Here is a 19,688-nt window from a genome sequence, read left to right as displayed (position 1 = left end):
ACGGCGCGCCCGCGGTCCGCGCAGGGCTCCGCAGAGCGTTGTAGGCCGGGTGGGGCTCGAACCCACGACCCAAGGATTATGAGTCCTCTGCTCTAACCGACTGAGCTACCGGCCCGCGACCGCTGACCCTAGCGGCGAGGTGCCGAACCCGGGACGCTCGCTCCGTTTTTAGTTGTATGCATACAATCGTTGCATGCGTAGAACTTCCTCGGACCCGATCAGCGTCTGGATGGGTCTGATGGCCCTCGTCATGGACCACAAGCTGCTGGCGCAGTCGCTGCTGCAGGAGGCCTCCGGGATGCCGTGGAGCCGCTACCGCGCGCTGCGTCGCGTCGAGGACCGCGCCTTCACCCAGCGTGAGCTCGCCGAGGCGATGCGGGTCGACGCCCCGGCGATGTCCGGCATCGTGGGCGACCTGGTCGAGCGTGGCTACGCCGAGCGCGGCGTCGACCCGCAGGACGCACGGGTGAAGCTGGTGACGATCACCGACGCGGGCCGCGAGCTGATGGAGCACCTCCGGACCCTGCCCGGCGTCGTTCCCGCGCCGGTCTCCTCCCTGACGGCCGCGGAGCGTCGCGAGCTGGCCCGGCTGATCGACAAGATGCGCGAGGCGGGCGAAGCATGAGCGCCCCGGTGGAGCCCGTCGGCCACGAACGCCGCATGCGCGTCCTCGCCATCTGCTGCCTGAGCCTCTTCGTCGTCGGCGTCGATGCCACGGGCGTCAACCTCGCGCTCCCGTCGATCCGTCGCGACCTCGGCGCCGACGGCAGCCAGTTGCAGTGGGTCATCGACGCCTACACGCTCGTGCTGGCGAGCCTGCTGATGCTGGCCGGCTCGACGGGCGACCGGCTCGGACGGCGCCGCGTCTTCCAGGTGGGGCTGGTCCTCTTCGGCCTCGGATCGCTGCTCTGCTCGGCAGCGCAGACCCCCGGCTTCCTGATCGCCGCCCGCACGATCCAGGCAGCCGGCGGCTCGATGCTGAACCCGGTCGCGATGTCGATCATCACCAACACCTTCCGTGACCCGAAGGAGCGTGCGCAGGCGATCGGGCTGTGGGGCGCCACGGTCGGGCTCAGCATGGCGCTGGGGCCTGTGCTCGGCGGCCTGCTCGTCGACGGCATCGGCTGGCGGGCGATCTTCTGGCTCAACATCCCCGTGGTCGTCGCAGCGGTCGTCCTCAGCGCGCTCTTCGTGCCCGAATCGCGCGCCGATCGCGTACGCCGGCTCGACCCGGTCGCGCAGGCCCTGGTCGTCGTCCTGCTCGCCACCCTCACCTTCGGGATCATCGAGGGACGCACCCTCGGCTGGGACTCGGCGACGGTCCTCGCCTGCTTCGCCGTCGCCGCCGCCGCGCTGGTGGTGCTGGTCCCCTACGAGCTGCGGCGCGAGGAGCCCCTGCTCGACCCGCGCTTCTTCGCCAGCATCCCGTTCAGCGGCGCGGTGCTCAGCGCGGTCCTCGGCTTCTGCGCGATGGGCGGCTTCCTCTTCCTCAACACGCTCTACCTGCAGGACGTCCGGGGCCTGTCCCCGCTGCGGGCAGGGCTGATGACGCTGCCGATGGCGGGCGCCACCGCACTCATGTCGCCGGTCTCCGGACGGATCGTCGGTGCCGTCGGCCCGCGACTGCCCCTGCTGCTGGCCGGCGGAGGCATCTCGCTCAGCGGCGCGATGCTGCTGGGCGTCGAGAACGGCACGTCGTACGTCTACCTCGGCGTCGCCTACCTCGCCTTCGGCATCGGCTTCGGCATGCTCAACGCCCCGATCACCAACGCCGCCGTCTCCGGGATGCCGCGGACACAGGCCGGGGTGGCGGCGGCCATCGCCTCCACCAGCCGTCAGGTGGGCATGTCGCTGGGCGTCGCCGTCCTCCCCACCGTCACCTACGCGCAGCTGCGCGGGCCCGCCTCGACCGGCCTGGCCAGCGCCTCCCACCTGGCGTGGGGGCTCGTGCTCGGCTGTGGCGTCGCGGTGGCGGCACTGGCCCTGGTCAGCACGAGTCCGGCGGCGATCCGCAGTCGCGACCGCGCCGCGGCCGAGCTCGGCGCGGCCTAGGAGCCGCCCGCCGCCCGCCGGCCGCGCGCCGCGGCGTACGCGTGAAGGAGATAGAGGTGCCCGCCTGAGGCCCGGCACACCCCATGTGCTGCCGGACGAGGGACGGCGGGCACCGCGCTTCCGGTCCTGGGAGGGAGGGTGGACCAGATGCTTTCCCTGCCTCCTCAACGAGGGTGACGGCAGGGGGTTACGCCGGAGGTGCCTTCTGATCCACGCGCTGCAGCTCACCGAAGACCGCGAGCCGGTCGTCGGAGTGGAAGAGCTCGGCGCACGTCACCATCGTGATGAGGCGCTGGCCGGGATGCTGGGGCGGCTCGACTCCCCCGGGCTTCGGATTGTGCGGCAGCGGGTCCAGCACCCAGCCGCCGGTGTCGAAGCGGACCCGGAGCGCGTCGCCCCGCGTGATCAGGCGGTAGGTGTAGACGCGCGTCCGGGTCTCGATGACGACCTGGTCACCGACCCGCAGGTCGGGCATGTGTCGCAGCGGCTCGTTGCGGGTCGTGCGGTGGGCGATGATCACGAAGTTGCCCTTGTGCCCCACGTCCGCCGACTTCGGCATGTGTCCGAAGCCCGCGTGGAGCGCCGGGTAGCCGGTGAACTCCATCAGCGGGATCGCGTAGTCGTCGCCGAACCGCGGGATCCGCACGATGCCCTCGACGGTGCCCCACTTCACGTGCGGCTCCTTGCCATGGGCCCACGCCTGCTCGGTCTCCGTGCGCACCTGCGCCTGGATCCGCGCCGACTGCCAGTCGGTGCCCCAGAACTGCCAGCCGATGTAGCCGAGGCCGGACAGGCCGGCGAGGATCAGCACCACACCGATCAGACGACGCATGGCCCCTCCTCGATGGTCACGGGCCCCGCCATTGTTGCGCGCCGCGAGGCTCTACGCCCGGGAAATGCGAACCGCCCCTGATCGAGGATCAGGGGCGGTCTCTGGCTCCCCCGGCTGGACTCGAACCAGCAACCCTTCGATTAACAGTCGAATGCTCTGCCAATTGAGCTACAGGGGAATGCCTTGCGGCGGGCGAAACCATACCAACGACGAAGCCCGCCGGGAAAATCGGCCCCACCACCGGGAGACGACCGGGCGGCGTCAGCCGCCCAGGGCACCTTCGCGCAGCGTGCGGCGGCGCTGCTCGAGCGCCATCAGCTCCTGGAACATCCGGTTGTACTCCACCGGGTCCTGCTGCGGGCTGGTCCGCTGGAGGCGGGACTTGACGTCGGCGATCCGGCGCGCGGCGGTCAGCTCGAGGAGCTTGTTGACGTGCTGCACGACGTACGCCGTGTCGGGCTCGCGCGGGGAGAGCACGGGCTCGACGGCGAGCGCGCTGAGCACGGCCATCGCGAGCGGGTCGGTGATCCGGTCGCGCAGCCGCGAGGTCCAGCCGGCGTCCGCAGCACCCGCCGCGGGGCCACCGGAGGCCGCGACCGCCTGCCACACCCCGGCGTAGGTCGGGTGGGTGAAGTCGTGGACCGTGACGTCGCGCGCGGCGTTGGCGACTGCGGCCGGATGCTGCAACACGAGCTTGAGGGTCTCGCGCTCGAGCGCGAAGCGAGGATCACGCAGGTTGGGGACGGGTGGAGCCTCAGGGGCCGCGGACGCGGAACCGCCCGGCTGCTGGCCCGACGCGTGGCCCGGGCCGGACCCCTGGCCCGGCTGCTGGCCTGACTGCTGGCTGCCGGGCCGCTGCTGCTGGGCGAGGCGCCCCTGGTCGCGGCCACCGCCACGGGCAGCGCGCGCTGCCGCCCGGCGTACCTCGGCGCGGGCCTCGTCGGGGTCGATGCCGATGGAGGACGCGAGCTCGCGCGTGAACGCCTCCACCTTCGACTTGTCGCGCACCGACGAGACCAGGCCGGCGGCCTCGCGCAGCGCGTCGACGCGGCCGTCGGCGCGGTCGAGGTCGTAGCGGGTCAGCACGTTGCCGAGCACGAACCGGTAGAGCGGGGTGCGGCCGGAGATCAGCTCACGGACCGCCTCGTCGCCCTTCTCGAGCCGGAGGTCACACGGGTCCATGCCCGAGGGCTCGACGGCGACGTAGGTCTGGGAGACGAAGTTCTGGTCGCCACCGAAGGCGCGCAACGCGGCCTTCTGGCCCGCGGCGTCGCCGTCGAACGTGAAGATCACCTCGCCACGCAGCTCGCCGTGATCGCCCATGAAGCGCCGCAGCACCCGCGCGTGGTCGTCGCCGAACGCCGTGCCGCACGTCGCGACGGCGGTGCCGACGCCGGCGAGGTGGCAGGCCATGACGTCGGTGTAGCCCTCGACGATGACCGCCTGGGACGAGCGGCCGATCTCCTTGCGCGCCAGGTCGAGCCCGTACAGCACGTGCGACTTCTTGTAGATCGGCGATTCCGGGGTGTTGAGGTACTTCGCCTCGATCCGGTCGTCGTCGTAGAGACGACGCGCGCCGAAGCCGATCACCTCGCCACTCGCCTCGCGGATCGGCCAGAGCAGCCGCCCGCGGAAGCGGTCGTAGTGCGAGCGGCCCTGGCCGATCAGGCCGGAGGTGACCAGCTCGTCGGGCGAGAAGCCCTTCTGGCGCAGGTGGCGGAAGAGGATCTCGCCGTCGCGGGGCGCGTAGCCGACGCCGAACGTCGCGGCGGCGTCCTGGTCGAAGCCGCGCGACCCGAGGAACTGGCGGGCGGCGAGCGCGTCGGGCGTGGTGAGCTGGTCGACGTAGAACTCGGCGGCCAGCCGGTGCGCCTCGATCAGCCGGCCACGAGCCGGGCCGCGCGGCCCCTGGGGAACGTCGCCCTCCTCGCGGCGCAGCTGGATGCCGGTCTTGTCAGCCAGCCGCTCGACCGCCTCGGTGAAGCTCAGGCCGTCGATCTTCATCAGGAAGTTGATGACGTCGCCACCCTCACCACAGCCGAAGCAGTGGAAGAAGCCACGGCTGGGCGTCACGTGGAAGGAAGCTGACTTCTCGTCGTGGAAGGGGCAGAGCCCCTTCATGGAGCCGCCGCCGGCGTTGCGGAGCGTGACGTAGCCGGAGACGACGTCGTCGATCCGCGCCTTCTCGCGGACCTCCGCGATGTCCTCGTCTCGGATCCGTCCAGCCACGTGCGGAGCCTACACACGAACGAATGTGACCCATTCGGTCGTCACAGCGGGAAACTTCCTCCCGCGAAAGCAGGTCTTTCCAGACGTTTGTCGTGACAGTATGTGCGACGGTCCAAAGAGGGTGGACCGGACATTCATGGGGAGTGTGACGTGTCGGGAGCTCAAGGCCGCGGTGCATCGTGGTTCACGCCGGTGTTGATCGCCGTCGTGGCCTGTGGCCTGCTCGCGTTCGCGATGCTCACGGTGCAGAAGCACCAGGCGAAGCCCGAGCCCGTCGACCGCGCCGCCGCCCTGCGCGACAAGGGCTACGCGACCACCCACACCCGGACCCCCCGGGCTCCGCACGACCCGTACCCCGGCAAGGCGACGACCGGCCTGGTCGTCCACCCGCAGCGCACCGTCGGCCTGTACGACGCGCCCGACGGCAAGCCGTTCGCCAAGCTCAGCCCGCAGGAGTTCGGCGACACGTGGCTGCCCGCCATCGCGCGCGCCGGCGGCTGGCTCCAGGTCATGCTGCCCTCGAAGCCCAACGGCTCGACCGGCTGGGTGCGCGCCGGGCTCATGTCGACCGGCCACACGCCGTACGTCATCCGGGTGCACCTGCGCACGACGCAGCTGGAGCTCTACCGCGACCGGGCCCTCGTCGGAGCCTGGCGCGTCGCCGTCGGCGCTCCGAAGACCCCCACCCCGACCGGGCGCACGTTCGTGCTGGGCCAGTTCACCGACCCGGCCCAGAGCTTCTCCCCGGTGATCCTCCCGCTGGGCACGCACAGCGCGACCCTCGACAACTTCGGCGGCGGCCCCGGCACGGTCGCCATCCACGGCTGGACCGACCCGAAGGTCTTCGGACATGCGGTCAGCCACGGCTGCATCCGCGTGCCCCGCGAGGCGCTCTTCCAGCTGCGCCAGGTGCCGATCGGCACCCTCGTGATGATCGACGACAGCTGACCCGAAAACCAGTCCTGCATAACCCGTCACGAAACGGACCTTGCTCCGTTGACAAGACAGAACGCTGAAAAGCAACGAAGGGAACAATCAATATGAAGCGAGAGCTGAAGGTCGCCATCGGCGCCACGGCGCTCCTCGCCGGCGCGGCCTCCGTGGTCGTCGTCGGTGGCGCCACCTCCGGCACCGCCGCGGGCGTGCCGTCCTCCGCCTACGGCATCACGGCCTCGCTGGCGGGCAACGAGCTCGTTGCCCCGACGCCGTTCGTCACCTCCACCGACGGCACCCTCCAGAGCGACAGCGTCGCCACCATCCCGGTCCCGGACATCGCGAACGTCGGTCTGGTCGAGGTCACCGCGGAGAACAACCACGCGACCTCCGACGTCGCCGGCGTGACGGTCAGCGGCACCTCGCTCACCTCGGGCGCCCTGGCCCCCGTCGGTGACGCGCTCGCCCCGGTCCTCACCCAGCTGAACACCATCTGCGACCAGCTCAACTCCGCGACGACGGTCCTGCTGGACCCGGTCTCCACGCAGCTGACCAACCTGGTGAACCAGCTGGGCGCCGGCCTCGCTCCGCTGACCCAGCCCGACAACGGTGGTGTCCTCACCAACGCCGAGCTGCTCAGCAACCTGACCCCGGTCTGCGACGCGCTCAACAACCTCGGTGAGCTGATCTCCATCGGTGCCGTCACCGCGGAGTGCACCGGCGACACCGGCACGAGCCACGTCGGCAACATCTCGCTGCTCGGCCTCCCCGTCGTCCTGCCGCTCGGCACCAACCAGGCCCTCTCCGACGGTGCCCTGGGCGCGCTCGCCCCGGTCGTCGACCTGAAGCTCAACACGCAGACGAAGAACGCGGACGGCACCTTCTCGGTCACCGCGCTCCAGCTCGACCTCCTGAGCGCCACCGGCAGCCCGGTCGTGCACCTGGAGATCGGTCACGTGACCTGCGGCAACGTCACCAACGACACGCCGCCCAGCGAGGTTCCGTCGGCCCCGGCTCCCAAGCCGATCAAGACGGACGTCCCGGTCACCGGCTGACGCACCGCCTGAACGCCACGAGGCCCGTCCTGCTCTCCGGAGCGGGGCGGGCCTCGTCGTTCTGTGTGCGGGCCCTCAGACCAGCCGCGTGTGCCAGGCGTGTGCCGAGGCGTCGGTCAGCGAGGCGACCTGGTCCAGCACCACGCGCAGCCGCGCAGCCTCGTCGGCGGCGGCGTGCCAGTCCTCGGCGTACATCGGGTCGAGGCCGTCAGGCCCGCGTGCGACCAGCGCCTCGACGAGCTCGTGGAGCAGCACCCGCTGGCGCTCCTGCAGCTCGAGCCGGTGGGCCGACTGCATGACGTAGTGCGCGGCGACCCCCTTGAGCACGGCGATCTCCGTCGCGATCGCGCGCGGCACGACCAGCTCCGCCGCGTAGCGCGCGATCGGCCCGTCGTACGCCGCGAAGGTGGCGGCCTGCACGCTGCCGCAGAACCGGCCGATCAGGTCGCTGGTGAGGTTCTTCAGCGCTGCCATCGAACGCCGCGTGCCGTCGTACGCCGTGGTGGGCCAGCTGCCGACCGCCATCAGGGCGGCGAGGGCCTCGTCGAGCTCGGCGTCGGAGGCGCGCGGGAGGTACCACCCGCGGACCGTCTCCCAGGTCGCGGCGCGCTCCCCCGCGTCGGCGAGCCGGCCGAGGTCCACCAGACCGGCGACCACGCCGTCCTCGACGTCATGGACGGAGTAGGCGACGTCGTCGGCGAGGTCCATGACCTGGGCCTCGACGCACCGCCGGCTGCCGTCGACGCCCGCGCGGAGCCAGGAGAAGACCGGCAGGTCGTCCTCGTAGACGCCGAACTTCGCGCCCGGCGCGGGCCGGCGCCAGGGGTACTTGGTGCAGGCGTCGAGGGTCGCGCGGGTCAGGTTGAGCCCCACCGAGCTCCCGTCGGCGTCGACCGACTTCGACTCGAGGCGGGTGAGGATGCGCAGCGTCTGGGCGTTGCCCTCGAAGCCGCCGCAGGGCGCGGCCAGGTCGTCGAGCACCGTCTCGCCGTTGTGCCCGAACGGCGGGTGGCCCAGGTCGTGGGCCAGCGCGGCCGTCTCGGTGATGTCGGGGTGGCAGCCGAGGGCGCGGGCCAGGTCGCGCGCGACCTGGGCGACCTCCAGGCTGTGGGTCAGCCGGTTGCGGACGAAGTCGTCGGAGCGCGGGTCGACGACCTGCGTCTTGGCCGCCAGCCGCCGCGAGGCGGCGGCGTGCACCACCCGCGCCCGGTCACGCTCGAACGGCGTGCGCTCGGGTGCGTCGACCCGCTTGGGCGGCTCGGGGACGAGGCGCTCGCGGGCGTGGGCGTCGTAGAGGGCGTCGGCATCCATCGGGACCGACCCTAGTGGTCCCGGTCAGACCCGCGCGGTGTCCTTGCTCATCCGCCAGGCGGCGCCCGCGACGAAGAGCGCGAGCCAGGCGATCGCGTTGACGACGGCGTACCAGGGCAGCTCGTGGGTCAGGGGCGCCCGCACGATCTCGGCGACGCCGTACATGGGCGTCCACCAGGCGATGTGGCGGACCACGTCGGCGAACTGGCTCAGCGGCACGAAGAGCCCGCCGAGGAAGCTGAGCAGAGCCAGGCCCGGGCCGAGGATCTGCATCGCGTTCTCGCCGGGGACGATGTAGCCGACGAAGACCCCGAGCGCTGCGAACGTCATCGTGCACACCAAAGCGAGCAGCGCGCTCGCCACCCAGATGTGCGCGGGCATCGAAGCCTTGCCCATCAGCAGGCCGACGACGTTGACCGAGGCGATCGCGAGCGCACCCATCGAGAGCGCCACCAGTGCCTTGGTCAGGATGTAGGCGATCGGGTGGAGGGGCGTCAGCCGGAGCTGTCGCGACCACCCGAGCGCCCGCTCCATCGCCACCATCGACCCTGTCGCGGCAGCCGTGAGCGCCGCGCCGTACAACGCCATGCTGACCAGGAGGTACGCCGCGAGGTTGCCCGAGCCGATCGTCTGGTCGGCTCCCTTCTGGTTGCCGAAGCTGAGCGCGAGCGCTGCAGGCAGGACGAGCGTGAACATCACGGTGCGGCGGTTGCGCAGCATGCGCAGCAGCTCGATGCGGAGCAGCGTCAGGTTGAAGCCGCCCAGGGGCGGCACGCGCCGCGTCGTCGGGTCGTACGCCGTGGTGCTCACTGGAGCGCCTCCTGCCGGTCGGCGGCATCGGTCGCGTCGCCGGTGCGGCTGGGGTCGTGGTCGCCGGTCAGGCTGAGGAACGCCTCCTCGATGCCCTTGGCGGTGATCTCGAGGTCGCGCGCATCGGTGCTCGTGAGCAGGTGCCGCGCGACCGCGTCGCTCTCCTTGGCGTGGGCGATCACGGTGTCGCCCCGGACCTCCACGCGATCGACGCCGGCCATGGCCTGCAGCTGCCGGCCCACTGCGGCGGCGTCTCCGACCGTCGCCCGCACCGTGCGCCCCGACGAGAGCGCCTTGATCTCGGAGCCCGAGCCGTCGGCGACGACCCGGCCGTGGCTGACCAGGACGATCCGGTCGGCGTACTGGTCGGCCTCCTCGAGGTAGTGCGTCGCGAAGAGGACGGTGCGGCCGCGGCCGGCGTCCTGGCGGATCGCGGCCCAGAACGAGCGCCGGCCCTCGACGTCCATGCCGGTCGTCGGCTCGTCGAGGAGCAGGAGCGCGGGGTCGGGCAGGAGGGCCATGGCGAAGCGGAGCCGCTGCTGCTCGCCGCCGGAGCACTTGCCCACCTTGCGGTCGCCGATGCCGGCGATGCCGGCGCGGTCGAGGACCTCGTCGACGGGGGCCGCGCCCGGGAAGAGGCTCGCGGTGTACGCGACGGTCTCGCGGACGGTCAGGTCCTTGAGCAGGCCGCCGGTCTGCATCACCGCCGAGACGAGTCCGCGCGCGATCGCCGCGCGGGGCTCGAGGCCGAGCACCTCGACGGTGCCGGCGGTCGGCCGGCTGAGGCCGAGGACCATGTCGATCGTGCTCGTCTTGCCCGCGCCGTTGGGGCCGAGGAAGGCGACGACCTCGCCCCTCTGCACGGTGAGGTCGATGCCGTCGACGGCGACCACGGAGCCGAACTCCTTGCGGACGCCGGACAGCTGGATGGCCGGAGCGTTGATCACAGCCGTCAGCATGCCTGAACATGCCAACGAAGGCCCCGCATTTCGCAGGGCCTCCGTCGATCAGCGTGTCACGCGCTCAGTTGGTCCGCACGTGGACGTGGTCGTAGTGGTTCGCGGTGATCGAGCCACGGTCCGACATCGGCTTCCAGCCGACGCCGGGCTGCCAGATGCGCTGGCGGTAGATGATGTCGTTGAGGTTGAGCTCGCTCGCGTGGGCGAGCAGGAAGTCGACGACCGCATAGCCGAGCGTGGTGTTGGACGGGTCGATCATCGCGTCGATCGAGGAGCCGTCGACGTGCTCGCCGTGGCCGTCCCGACCGCCGTACGTCGAGATCTGCGGGAACGCCGCGCACAGCGAGCGCAGGGTGTACGTCGCGTCGCGGGTCAGGCCGAGGTCGCTGCCGCCCGTCGCGGCGCAGGGCGCCATCGAGAGGCCACCCGCGGCGACGATCGGCTTGGTCGCGGAGAGGTTGCCTTCCTTGACCCAGCGCGGCTGGCGGTCGCGGAGGATCTCGACCCGGCCGAAGCGCTCGCGGCCCGTGACCAGCACGGAGGTGGCGGCCTTCACCGTGCCGAGCTTCTCGGCCTGGTCGCCGGGGAGCGACCAGAGCGTGAGGTCGTCGGTCGTCCACAGGCGGACGTGGGCGTTCCTGACGGCGCGCGCCGTCGCCTGACGCGCGAGCTCGTCCTTGGTCCACGCCACGCGCGGCACGCTGCGGGAGACCTGCGGCGCGCGGCTGGGCGCCGGGCCGCTCGCGGCGGAGAAGGCGCCACCGAGGTCGGCGGACGCAGGGGCGACGCCGCCGCCACCGGCGACCACCCCGATGCCGACGGGTGCGAGGGTCGCCACGAGGGCGAGGGGGGCGGCGATCTTCACGGCACGGCCGGAGATGCGACGTCCGAAGGGGTTCATGCGGGCAATCGGGCTCCGCTGGTGGCTGTCGGCCACGGCGCTACGTCCTTAGCTCGGGGGCATGGGCTGGTTCATGCAACAGGGCCGCCTGTGGGCGACCCGGTGTCCAGTTCATCATGCTTGCTACCAGTTAGCAGCATGCTGGCTCACATCGAAACGGTGATGCCGGTCACCCGCCGGTGGTGTCGTGGGCGTCCTCGGCGATCACGCAGCCGTGGCCATCGGTGTCGTCGAGCCACCCCTCGGGCAGCACGACGCGCTTGCGCGGGGCACCCTGGCGACCACGCGGCGTACCCAGCTCCTGGACGGGGAACGGCGCCGTCGGGTCGAGCTCGGCGATCAGGGCGTCGAGGTCGGCGAGGGTGTCGACGAGGGCCAGCCGGTGGCGCAGCTCGCCGCCCGCCGGGAAGCCCTTGAGGTACCACGTGATGTGCTTGCGGATCTCCTTGCAGCCCCGCTCCTCCCCCATGTGCTCGACGAGCAGCTCGGCGTGGCGGCGCAGCATCGCGCTCACCTCGCCGAGGTCCGGCAGCGTCGCGACCTGCTCGCCGGTGAACGCCGCGGCGAGGTCGCGGAAGAGCCAGGGGCGGCCGAGGCAGCCGCGGCCGACGACGACACCGTCGACGCCGGTCTCCTCGACCATCCGCACGGCGTCGGCCGCCTCCCAGATGTCGCCGTTGCCGAGCACCGGGATGTGGTCGAGGCTCGCCTTGAGCTCGGCGATCGCCGCCCAGTCGGCCTCACCGGAGTAGGCCTGCTCGACCGTGCGGCCGTGCAGCGCGATCGCGGCACAGCCGCTCTCCTGCGCGATGCGCCCGGCATCCATGAAGGTCAAGTGGTCGGCGTCGATGCCCTTGCGGGTCTTCATCGTCACCGGCACGCCGTAGGGCGCCGCCGCCGAGACCGCCTTCTCGAGGATCTCGCCCAGCAGGTTGCGCTTCCACGGCAGGGCGCCACCGCCGCCCTTGCGGGTCACCTTCGGCACGGGACACCCGAAGTTGAGGTCGATGTGCGCGACGCCGTACTCCGCGCAGAGGATCTCGGCGGCCTTGCCGACGTAGACCGGGTCGGTGCCGTACAGCTGCACCGACCGCACGGTCTCGAGCTCGTCGAAGGTGAGCATCTTCTTCGTGGTCTCGTCGCCCTCGACGAGCCCACGCGACGTGATCATCTCGCACACGTAGAGGCCGGCGCCCTGCTCCGCGCAGAGCCGGCGGTACGCCGCGTTGGTGATGCCCGCCATCGGCGCGAGCACCACGGGGGTGTCGACGCGGAGGGACCCGAGCTGCAGGTGGGTGGGCAGGGAGGACATGACCCGATTGTCTCAGGTCACGTGAGCCTGCCCGGGGTCAGCCCTTGGACGCGGTCGGCTTCGGCGCGACCTTCTTCGCCTTCTTCTTCGGCGACGGCGACGGGCTGGGCGTGGTGACCTCGCCCGGCCAGGTGATCTGGTCGCCCGCCGCCGGCTGCAGGATCATCTGCTTGACGTCGCCGGACGGCACGTAGACCAGGCAGACGGTCGCCGTGGCGCCCTTCTGGAACTTCTTCGGCAGGACGCCGAGCGGGCACTTGGCGAACTTCATGTCGGCGCGCAGGTCGGCCGGCGGGTTGAGCAGGTTGGTGCCCTCGTCGAGGAAGAGCGGGAGCCGTGCGGCAGGAACGCCACCGAGGTTCACCTTGCCGAGGTTCGTGATCTTCACGGTCACGTAGTAGAGGTGCGGGTGCTCCGGCTTCGGCGTGATCTTGATCCGGGCGACGTCCTTGGGGCTGCCGGCCACGATCTTCTCGACCGCCACCGAGACGAGCCCCTTGGTGTTCTGGTCGGGCGCCCAGGTCATCGTCGCCGCCTCGCCCAGCTCGAGCTTCGAGCCGCTCGGGGTCAGCGTGACGCCCGCGGTGACCGTCGGCTTCACCGTCGGCTCGGCCTTCTCCTTCTTCTCTCCCCCACACCCGGAGAGGGCGAGGGTGAGCGCCAGGACGGCGGCAGAGCCAGCGAGGAAGCGACGGTTTCCGCGAGAGGTCATGGGCGCATTGTGCACCCGGGGCCGCTCAGCAGCCGAGCAGACGCTCCGCGAAGTAGCGCGAGATGCCGTCCAGGCTGATCCGCTCCTGCGCCATCGTGTCGCGCTCGCGCACGGTCACGGCGTCGTCCTCGAGCGTGTCGAAGTCGACCGTGACGCAGTACGGCGTGCCGACCTCGTCCTGGCGGCGGTAGCGCTTGCCGATCGCGCCGGCGTCGTCGAAGTCGACGTTCCAGTTCTGGCGGAGCTCGGCGGCCAGCGCCTTCGCCTTCGGCGAGAGGTCGGCGTTGCGGCTCAGCGGCAGGACGGCGACCTTGGTGGGCGCCAGGCGCGGGTCGAGACGGAGCACGACGCGCTTGTCGACGCCGCCCTTCGTGTTCGGCGCCTCGTCTTCGTGGTACGCGTCGACGAGGAAGGTCATCAGCGAGCGCGAGAGGCCGGCTGCCGGCTCGATGACGTACGGCGTGTAGCGCTCGTTGTTGGCCTGGTCGAAGTACGACAGGTCCTTGCCGGAGTGCTTCGAGTGCGTGCCGAGGTCGAAGTCGGTGCGGTTGGCGATGCCCTCGAGCTCGCCCCACTCCGAGCCCGCGAAGTTGAAGCGGTACTCGATGTCGACGGTGCGCTTGGAGTAGTGCGAGAGCTTCTCGGGCGCGTGCTCGTAGTGGCGCAGGTTGTCGGGGTTGATGCCGAGGCCGGTGTACCAGGCGGTGCGCTCGTCGATCCAGTACTGGTGCCAGTCCTCGTCCTCGCCCGGCTTGACGAAGAACTCCATCTCCATCTGCTCGAACTCGCGGGTGCGGAAGATGAAGTTGCCCGGCGTGATCTCGTTGCGGAACGACTTGCCGATCTGCGCGATGCCGAACGGGGGCTTCATGCGCTGGCTGGTGACGACGTTCTGGAAGTTGAGGAAGATGCCCTGCGCGGTCTCGGGGCGCAGGTAGTGCAGGCCCGACTCGTCCTCGATCACGCCGAGGTAGGTCTTGAGCATCATCTGGAAGTCGCGGGACTCGGTCCACGAGCCGCGGGCGCCGCAGTTGGGGCAGGCGACGACGTCGTTGATGTTGACGGTGTCGGGGTCCTCGATGCCCTTCTTCTCCGCGTAGTCCTCCTGCAGGTGGTCCTCGCGGAAGCGCTTGTGGCACGACTGGCACTCGGTCAGGGGGTCGGTGAAGGTGCCGACGTGGCCCGAGGCCACCCAGGTCTCGCGCGGCAGGATGATCGAGGAGTCGAGGCCGACGACGTCCTCGCGGCCCTGCACCATCGCCTTCCACCACTGGCGCTTGATGTTCTCCTTGAGCTCGACACCGAGCGGCCCGTAGTCCCAGGCGGAGCGCGTGCCGCCGTAGATCTCGCCGCACGGGTAGACGAATCCCCGGCGCTTGGCGAGGGAGACGACGGTGTCGACGGTGCTGGCGGGGGCCTTGGCCACGGGGCGCTCCTGAAGATCTCGGGCCGGCTGGCTGCCGGCTCGTGCCGCAGAAGAGTACCGAGCCGGTGACCGGCGCCGACCGCCCGGGCACTTAGGGTGCCTGCCATGACGACTGCACCATCGCGGGGGCCCGAGCCGAGCGCCCTGCGTGACTGGCTCTTCGCGGGCGACCGCCCCGAGCCCGAGGGCTTCTACGAGCGCGAGGCCGACGTCGCGCAGCAGCACCACACGCAGGCCTGGTGGAAGGTCATGTGCCTCACCGGCGTCGACTACTTCTCGACCCTCGGCTACCAGCCCGGCATCGCCGCCCTCGCGGCAGGCGCCCTCTCCCCCATCGCCACGCTCGTGCTGGTGCTGATCACGCTCTTCGGCGCACTGCCGATGTACCGCCGGGTGGCGGCCGAGAGCCCGCACGGCGACGGCTCGCTCTCCATGCTCGAGCGGCTCCTCGCCTACTGGCCCAGCAAGCTCCTCGTCCTCGCGCTGATCGGCTTCGTCGCCACCGGCTTCGTCATCACCATCACGCTGTCGGCCGCCGACGCCTCGGCGCACATGATCGAGAACCCCTTCCTGCACGACGCGCTCTCGGGAGGCCAGATCTGGTGCACCCTGGGCCTGATCGCGCTGCTCGGCGCGGTCTTCCTGAAGGGCTTCAACGAGGCGATCGGCATCGCTGTCGTCATCGTGGTGGCCTACCTGGGCCTCAGCGCCGTGGTCATCAGCGACGGGCTCCTCGAGATCGTCCGTCACCCCTCGCTGCTCGGCGACTGGTGGGGCAACGTCACCCTCGACCACTCCGCGCCGTTCGGCGTCATCGGCGCCTCGCTGCTGGTCTTCCCGGCCCTGGCGCTCGGCCTCTCCGGCTTCGAGACCGGTGTCGTCGTCATGCCGCTGGTCGAGGGCGACGCCGACGACACCCCCGCACAGCCGCTGGGGCGCATCCGCAACGCCAAGAAGCTGCTCACCGCCGCCGCCGCGATCATGAGCGTCCTGCTCCTCAGCTCGTCGCTGGTCACGACCGTGCTGATCCCGCACGCGGCGTTCGAGGACGGCGGCCCGGCCAACGGGCGCGCCCTCGCCTTCCTCGCGCACCAGCGGCTCGGCGAGGCCTTCGGCACGGCGTACGACGCCTCGACGATCGGCATCCTGTGGTTCGCCGGGGCCTCGGCGATGGCGGGCCTGCTCAACATCGTGCCGCGCTACCTGCCCCGCTACGGCATGGCGCCCGACTGGGCCCGGCTCACGCGGCCGCTCGTCCTCGTCTTCGCCGCGATCGCAGCCGTCGTGACACTCGCCTTCCGCGCCGACGTCGACGAGCAGGCCGGTGCCTACGCGACCGGCGTGCTCGCGCTGATGACCTCGGCGGCCGTCGCGGTGACGCTCACCGAGTGGCGGCGCGGGCACCGCGTCCTCGGCGCCTTCTTCGGCGCTGTCAGCGCGGTCTTCGTCTACACGATCGGTGTCACGATCGTCGACCGCCCCGAGGGCCTCCTGATCGCGCTGGTCTTCGTCGTGATGATCCTCGTGATCAGCGTGATGAGCCGGATCCTGCGCGCCACCGAGCTCCGGATCAACGACGTGCGCATCGACGAGGCTGCCCGTGCCCTGCTCGACGCCTCGATCGCGGACCCGCGTCCGATCCGGTTCATCGCCAACAAGCTCCAGGCCGGCGACCACGACGAGTACGACACGAAGATGACCGACGTGCAGCTCGACAACCACCTCGGCGACGAGGAGGACCGGATCTTCCTCGAGGTCGAGGTCACCGACGCCAGCGACTTCACCGGCACGGTCACGGTCACCAGCGTCCAGGTCGGCCGCCACCGGATCCTGCGGGCCAGCGGCCCGTCGGTGCCGAACACGATCGCGGCGTTCCTGCTGAAGGTGCGCGACCTGGACACCCAGGTGCCCCACGTCTACTTCGAGTGGAGCGAACGCTCCCCCGGCACCAATGCGCTGCGCTTCCTGCTCGCCGGCGAGGGCGACGTCCCGCCGCTCACCCACGAGATCCTGCGGCGCGCCGAGCCGGTCGAGGCCCGTCGCCCGCAGGTGCACGTCGGCGGCTGACGCTCCGCCGACACCACCGCGGGCTTGACCTGGCGCGGCGCATGCGCCGACTATGACAGTCGTCATAATCGTCGTACGCCGAGGAGCGCACCGTGACCGAGTGGCAGAAGTCCGCCTGCATCCTGTGCGAGTGCAACTGCGGGATCGAGGTGCAGGTCGAGGACCGCCGCCTCGTCAAGATCCGCGGGGACAAGTCCCACCCGGGTTCCGAGGGCTACACCTGCGAGAAGCCGCTGCGCCTCGACCGCTACCAGAACGGCACCGAGCGGCTGACCTCTCCCCTGCGCCGTCGCCCTGACGGCAGCTACGAGGAGATCTCGTGGGACACCGCGATCGCCGAGATCTCCGATCGCCTCGCCGCGATCCGTGACGAGCACGGCGGCGACAAGATCTTCTTCTACGGCGGTGGCGGCCAGGGCAACCACCTCGGCGCGACGTACGGCCAGTCGCTGCAGGCGGCCCTCGGCGCGAAATACCGCTCCAACGCGCTCGCCCAGGAGAAGACCGGCGAGATGTACGTCGACGGGCGGCTCTACGGGGGCCACACCAAGGGCGACTTCGAGCACGCCGAGGTCGTCGTCTTCCTCGGCAAGAACCCGTGGCAGTCGCACTCGTTCCCGCGGACCCGGCCGGTCCTCAAGGAGATGGCTGCCGACCCTGCACGCTGCATGATCGTGCTCGACCCGCGGCGCAGCGAGACCGCCGCCATGGCCGACATCCACCTCCAGGTGAAGCCCGGCACAGATGCGTGGTGCATCGCTGCGATGGTCGGAGTCCTGGTCCAGGAGGACCTGGTCGACCACGACTTCATCGACAACCACACGACCGGCGCGCTCCCGGTCCTCGCCGCCTTCGCCGACGTCGACATCCCCGACTACGCCGCGCGCTGCGGCGTGCCCGAGGAGCTGATCCGCACCGCCGCGCGACGCATCGCCTCCGCCGAGAGTGCGTGCACCTACGAGGACCTCGGCGTCCAGCAGGCGCCGTACAGCACCCTCAACTCGTACATGCAGAAGATGCTGTGGATCCTGACCGGCAACTTCGCCAAGCAGGGAGGCATGTTCCTGCACTCGACCTTCGCGCCGATCGCCGGCGCAGCCCCGGGGGGCGGCGGCAGCCGTCGCCCGACGTCGCCGGTGCAGCGCCTCGTCTCGCGTGTCCAGGGCGCAGCCGTCGACGGCGTCGGCGCCGCAGCCATCCGCGTGCCTGCCTTCCTGCCCGACGCGGTGGCAGGACCGCTCGCGACGCGGCTCCGCGGGCCGGTCACCGCGGTCGCGAACGGCCCGGCTCCCCAGGCCGGCCCGCCGCGCTCCCCCGCCGCCGACCGTCGTACGCCGGTGACGGGCGCGCGCATCGTCGCCGGCCTCGTGCCCTGCAACTCCATCGCCGAGGAGTGCCTGGGCGACCACCCCGAGCGCATGCGCGCCCTGTGGATCGACAGCGTCAACCCGGCCCACTCGCTGGCCGACTCGGAGTCGTTCCGGCAGGCGATGCGCGCCGTCGACCTCAGCGTGGTCATCGACATCGCGATGACGGAGACCGCTCGCCAGGCCGACTACGTCCTGCCCGCGAGCACCCAGTTCGAGAAGTGGGAGTGCACGTTCTTCAACGTCGACTTCCCGACGAACGTCTTCCACCTGCGCCGCCCGACGATGCCGCCGCTCGCAGGCACCCTGCCGGAGCCGGAGATCTACGCCCGGATCATCCGGCGCCTCGGGGCGGTCGACGAGGCGGTGCTCGCGCCGCTGCGCCGCGCCGCCCGCAAGGGGCGAACGCAGTTCGCGATCGCCTTCTTCGCCGCCGTCGCAGCGAAGCCGAAGCTGATGGGACTGGCCGGCTACGTCCTGCACGAGACCCTGGGCGAGGTGCTCCCCGACGGAGCGCGAGGGACCGCATCGCTGTGGGGTGTCAGCCAGCTCTGCACGATGGCCAACCCGGCCGCGACCGCGCGCGCCGGCTTCACCGGAACCGGGTTCGAGCCCGGCAACGCCCTCTTCGACCGGATTCTCACCGGCGAGGCCGTCGCCTTCACGGTGGACGACTACCACGACGCCTGGAGCTACACGCGCCGCCCGGACCAGCGGTTCACGCTCGAGGTACCCGAGCTGCTCGAGCACCTCCGGGCGTTGAAGACCGCGCCGAGCACGTGGACGACCGAGGAGTTCCCGATGGTGCTCTCGGCCGGCGAGCGTCGCGCATTCACTGCCAACACCATCATCCGCGATCCCTCCTGGCGGCGCCGCGACGCACACGGGGCGCTCCGCATCGGGCCGGTCGACGCCGCGTCGTACGGCGTGGAGACCGGCGACTCGCTGCGCGTGGTGACCGAGAAGGGCTCGGCGGTCGCTGTGGTCGAGGTGACCGACCAGATGCAGCCCGGCCACGTCTCACTCCCGAACGGCCTGGGCGTCGAGCACGCTGACGGCACGACCGGTGTCGCACCCAACGAGCTGACGTCGCTGCACCACAAGGACTTCCTCGCCGGTACGCCGTGGCACAAGTACGTCCCTGCCCGGCTGGAGCCTGTGGGATGAGCACCCGCGAGGCGATGGTGGCCAGCGCCGCGGCGCTCTTCCGCGAGCGCGGCGTCGCAGCGACGTCGCTGCGTGACGTGGTCGACCACGCGAAGGCGCCCCGAGGGTCCATCTACCACCACTTCCCGGGAGGAAAGGCCGAGCTGGCGGACGCAGCCACGGCGATGGCGGGCGACTTCATCGGGCGGCTCCTGGCGGACCTGATGGAGAAGGGCGATCCCGCGCACGCGATCACGCGGTTCGTCGACTACTGGAAGCAGTCGCTGACCCGGCACGACTTCACCGACGGTTGCCCGGTGGCAGCAGCGGCGATCTCCCCGGCCGAGACGTCCGAGGCTCGCGCCCGGGCCGGACGGGCGTTCGGCCGCTGGCAGGAGCAGATCACGCAGGCGCTGACTGCTCGCGGCATCGCCCCCGACCTCGCCGCCGACAGGGCCGGCCTGACGGTCGCCGCGATCGAGGGCGCGCTCATCCTCTCCCGCGCCCAGAGCAGCACGGAGCCGCTCGACCGGGTGGCGCGCCAGCTGACCAGCATCCTGGCCACCTGAGTCACCC

16 protein-coding genes and 2 tRNA genes are annotated in these 19,688 nt (G+C 71.1%); 7 read left to right on the top strand and 11 right to left on the bottom strand.

Translation table 11 applies throughout. The features are described 5' to 3' along the window. Positions 1-41: 41 nt before the first annotated feature. Positions 42-115 (bottom strand) — tRNA-Ile (locus tag IEX47_RS04560). Between the two features lie 78 nt (positions 116-193). On the opposite strand from IEX47_RS04560, the gene IEX47_RS04555 reads away from it, so the two are divergent. Beyond that, on the top strand, positions 194-625 hold the full coding sequence (locus IEX47_RS04555; protein ID WP_188782753.1) for a MarR family winged helix-turn-helix transcriptional regulator: 432 nt from the start codon (positions 194-196) through the stop codon (positions 623-625). Next, on the top strand, positions 622-2,052 hold the full coding sequence (locus tag IEX47_RS04550) for an MFS transporter (protein WP_188782752.1): 1,431 nt from the start codon (positions 622-624) through the stop codon (positions 2,050-2,052). Before IEX47_RS04555 ends, IEX47_RS04550 begins: the two co-directional genes overlap by 4 nt. A 187-nt stretch (positions 2,053-2,239) precedes the next feature. Here IEX47_RS04550 and IEX47_RS04545 read toward each other — a convergent pair whose 3' ends face one another. The 3 genes from IEX47_RS04545 to dnaG form a co-directional block, all read right to left on the bottom strand. Then, on the bottom strand, positions 2,240-2,884 hold the full coding sequence (locus IEX47_RS04545) for a sortase domain-containing protein (protein ID WP_188782751.1): 645 nt from the start codon (positions 2,882-2,884) through the stop codon (positions 2,240-2,242). 102 nt (positions 2,885-2,986) lie between these two features. Next, positions 2,987-3,062: transfer RNA gene (locus IEX47_RS04540), tRNA-Asn, on the bottom strand. A gap of 83 nt (positions 3,063-3,145) precedes the next feature. After that, entirely contained in the window at positions 3,146-5,113 is a 1,968-nt protein-coding gene (gene dnaG, locus IEX47_RS04535; RefSeq protein WP_188782750.1) for a DNA primase, read from the bottom strand. Between the two features lie 192 nt (positions 5,114-5,305). Here dnaG and ldt-CoaP point away from each other — a divergent pair, with 192 nt between their 5' ends. Next, positions 5,306-6,061 (top strand): L,D-transpeptidase, encoded by a 756-nt coding sequence (ldt-CoaP, locus tag IEX47_RS04530; protein ID WP_188782749.1) that lies wholly within the window; start codon positions 5,306-5,308, stop codon positions 6,059-6,061. Between the two features lie 92 nt (positions 6,062-6,153). After that, a complete protein-coding gene (locus IEX47_RS04525; protein ID WP_188782748.1) occupies positions 6,154-7,101 on the top strand; it encodes a hypothetical protein in 948 nt (315 codons plus the stop codon). 75 nt (positions 7,102-7,176) lie between these two features. Here IEX47_RS04525 and IEX47_RS04520 read toward each other — a convergent pair whose 3' ends face one another. The 7 genes from IEX47_RS04520 to IEX47_RS04490 form a co-directional block, all read right to left on the bottom strand. After that, on the bottom strand, positions 7,177-8,412 hold the full coding sequence (locus tag IEX47_RS04520; RefSeq protein ID WP_188782747.1) for a deoxyguanosinetriphosphate triphosphohydrolase: 1,236 nt from the start codon (positions 8,410-8,412) through the stop codon (positions 7,177-7,179). A 24-nt stretch (positions 8,413-8,436) separates the two neighbouring features. After that, positions 8,437-9,222: an ABC transporter permease gene (locus IEX47_RS04515; RefSeq protein WP_188782746.1), complete on the bottom strand. Its 786-nt coding sequence runs from the start codon at positions 9,220-9,222 to the stop codon at positions 8,437-8,439. Continuing rightward, the gene (locus IEX47_RS04510; protein ID WP_229662634.1) at positions 9,219-10,166 is read right to left on the bottom strand and encodes an ABC transporter ATP-binding protein; all 948 of its coding nucleotides are present in this window, start codon (positions 10,164-10,166) and stop codon (positions 9,219-9,221) included. Before IEX47_RS04510 ends, IEX47_RS04515 begins: the two co-directional genes overlap by 4 nt. 79 nt (positions 10,167-10,245) lie before the next feature. Beyond that, a complete protein-coding gene (locus tag IEX47_RS04505) occupies positions 10,246-11,118 on the bottom strand; it encodes a VldE C-terminal domain-containing protein (protein ID WP_188782744.1) in 873 nt (290 codons plus the stop codon). Between the two features lie 133 nt (positions 11,119-11,251). Further along, complete coding sequence (gene dusB, locus IEX47_RS04500) at positions 11,252-12,394, bottom strand: tRNA dihydrouridine synthase DusB (protein WP_188782743.1); 1,143 nt, start codon at positions 12,392-12,394, stop codon at positions 11,252-11,254. 37 nt (positions 12,395-12,431) lie between these two features. After that, positions 12,432-13,106 carry a hypothetical protein gene (locus IEX47_RS04495; protein WP_188782742.1) on the bottom strand — a complete coding sequence of 225 codons (675 nt, stop codon included), beginning with the start codon at positions 13,104-13,106 and terminating at the stop codon, positions 12,432-12,434. Positions 13,107-13,131: 25 nt separating this feature from the next. After that, a complete protein-coding gene (locus tag IEX47_RS04490; RefSeq protein WP_188782741.1) occupies positions 13,132-14,532 on the bottom strand; it encodes a glycine--tRNA ligase in 1,401 nt (466 codons plus the stop codon). Between the two features lie 105 nt (positions 14,533-14,637). Between IEX47_RS04490 and IEX47_RS04485 the strand changes: the two genes are divergently transcribed. From IEX47_RS04485 to IEX47_RS04475, 3 genes are all read left to right on the top strand, one after another. Next, positions 14,638-16,599 (top strand): APC family permease, encoded by a 1,962-nt coding sequence (locus IEX47_RS04485; RefSeq protein WP_188782740.1) that lies wholly within the window; start codon positions 14,638-14,640, stop codon positions 16,597-16,599. Positions 16,600-16,691: 92 nt separating this feature from the next. After that, positions 16,692-19,133: a molybdopterin-dependent oxidoreductase gene (locus IEX47_RS04480; protein ID WP_188782739.1), complete on the top strand. Its 2,442-nt coding sequence runs from the start codon at positions 16,692-16,694 to the stop codon at positions 19,131-19,133. After that, positions 19,130-19,681 carry a TetR/AcrR family transcriptional regulator gene (locus IEX47_RS04475; protein WP_188782738.1) on the top strand — a complete coding sequence of 184 codons (552 nt, stop codon included), beginning with the start codon at positions 19,130-19,132 and terminating at the stop codon, positions 19,679-19,681. The genes IEX47_RS04480 and IEX47_RS04475 overlap by 4 nt, the downstream gene beginning before the upstream one ends. The last annotated feature ends 7 nt before the right edge of the window (positions 19,682-19,688 follow it).

Source organism: Nocardioides phosphati (assembly GCF_014646375.1).
In the GTDB taxonomy this organism is placed as follows: domain Bacteria; phylum Actinomycetota; class Actinomycetes; order Propionibacteriales; family Nocardioidaceae; genus Nocardioides; species Nocardioides phosphati.
Note: the sequence above shows the minus strand (reverse complement) of the source record. Positions and strands in the feature narration are given on the sequence as shown.

Coding starts and splice junctions, on each gene's coding strand:
- IEX47_RS04555 (WP_188782753.1), top strand. CDS start 194: ATGCGTAGAACTTCCTCGGACCCGATCAGCGTCTGGATGGGTCTGATG.
- IEX47_RS04550 (WP_188782752.1), top strand. CDS start 622: ATGAGCGCCCCGGTGGAGCCCGTCGGCCACGAACGCCGCATGCGCGTC.
- IEX47_RS04545 (WP_188782751.1), bottom strand. CDS start 2,884: ATGCGTCGTCTGATCGGTGTGGTGCTGATCCTCGCCGGCCTGTCCGGC.
- IEX47_RS04525 (WP_188782748.1), top strand. CDS start 6,154: ATGAAGCGAGAGCTGAAGGTCGCCATCGGCGCCACGGCGCTCCTCGCC.
- IEX47_RS04520 (WP_188782747.1), bottom strand. CDS start 8,412: ATGGATGCCGACGCCCTCTACGACGCCCACGCCCGCGAGCGCCTCGTC.
- dusB (WP_188782743.1), bottom strand. CDS start 12,394: ATGTCCTCCCTGCCCACCCACCTGCAGCTCGGGTCCCTCCGCGTCGAC.
- IEX47_RS04495 (WP_188782742.1), bottom strand. CDS start 13,106: ATGACCTCTCGCGGAAACCGTCGCTTCCTCGCTGGCTCTGCCGCCGTC.
- IEX47_RS04485 (WP_188782740.1), top strand. CDS start 14,638: ATGACGACTGCACCATCGCGGGGGCCCGAGCCGAGCGCCCTGCGTGAC.
- IEX47_RS04475 (WP_188782738.1), top strand. CDS start 19,130: ATGAGCACCCGCGAGGCGATGGTGGCCAGCGCCGCGGCGCTCTTCCGC.